Below are 1,147 nucleotides of genomic sequence, written 5' to 3'. Positions count from 1 at the left end.
TGTAATCTTCCCTAAAAAACGGAACGTTTAAAAATATAGTTTATTAACTTAGGGATAATTATGAAACAAAGCAATTTTACAGAAGTTCAGATCGTCAAGATCTTATCAAAACAAAATCAAGGCAAAACAGTCAATGAAATTTGTCGTGAACATGGAATAAGCCAACCCACTTTTTATAAATGGAAGAGTAAATATGGCGGAATGGAAGCCCATCAATTAGCTCAATTAAAGGAACTAGAGAAGCAATTGTCCCGATATAAAAAAATTGTAGCAGAGCTTACTTTAGAAAACGTAGTTTTAAAAGATGTTATCGAAAAAAAGCTATAACGCCTTGTGAAAAACGAGAATTGGTGTTGTATTCAAAAGCAAAACATCAACTAAGTTCTCGCAGGGCTTGTCGTCTATTTAGCTTAAGAACATCCGTTTTTTATTATCAAAAAGTACGTAAAGATGAGGATGATAAAATACGTTTTCAATTGATAGCACTATCTAACGAGCATCAAACTTGGGGCTTTTGGATGATGCATTATCGTTTACGAAATTTAGGCTTTACTTGGAACCATAAACGAGTTTATCGAATTTATACTTCGATGAAACTTAACCTACGTAATAAACGTAAAAAAAGACTTCCTGCAAGTATTAAAGAGCCGCTTTTACGTCCGATTTATCCAAATGTAACGTGGAGTATGGATTTTATGCATGATAGTTTAGAAAACGGAAAAAGCGTGAGAAGTTTGAATATTATAGACGATTTTAATCGAGAAATTTTGAGTATTTGTATCGACACAAGTTTACCTTCAGCTAAAGTAATTTCTGAACTAGAAAAACTAATCGAATGGCGAGGGAAACCTGAGAAAATTAGAGTAGATAATGGTACAGAATTTATTGCTGAAAAACTAAAACTATTTTGTCAAAAAAAAGCCATTGAATTATATTATATTCAACCTGGGAAACCTACGCAAAACTCTTTGATTGAAAGATTTAATAGAACTTTTAGAACAGATTTTTTAAATGCTTATTTATTTGAAAATATCAAAGAAATGAAAAATTATACAGAAATTTGGATGTGGATGTATAACAATGAAAGACCACATAGTTCTTTGCAATATCTTTCTCCTAGAAACTTTTTATTGAAATATGGTAAGGT

At 31.0% G+C, this 1,147-nt stretch carries 2 protein-coding genes; both read left to right on the top strand.

Annotated features, from left to right (window positions below):
* Positions 1 to 60: 60 nt before the first annotated feature.
* Positions 61 to 327: a transposase gene (locus HXZ69_RS15200; RefSeq protein ID WP_219033924.1), complete on the top strand. Its 267-nt coding sequence runs from the start codon at positions 61 to 63 to the stop codon at positions 325 to 327.
* Positions 328 to 350: 23 nt separating this feature from the next.
* A partial coding sequence (locus HXZ69_RS15195; RefSeq protein WP_286496463.1) for an IS3 family transposase occupies positions 351 to 1,147 on the top strand: 797 nt, incomplete at its 3' end.

Origin of the sequence: Empedobacter sp. R132-2 (genome assembly GCF_030324375.1) — a bacterium.
Taxonomy (GTDB): Bacteria; Bacteroidota; Bacteroidia; order Flavobacteriales; family Weeksellaceae; genus Empedobacter; species Empedobacter falsenii_B.
The sequence above is the reverse complement of the archived record's forward strand: the minus strand, read 5'-3'. Positions and strand labels throughout refer to the sequence as shown.

Excerpts from the sequence above, each read along its gene's own strand:
- HXZ69_RS15200 (WP_219033924.1), top strand. The coding sequence starts at position 61 with ATGAAACAAAGCAATTTTACAGAAGTTCAGATCGTCAAGATCTTATCA.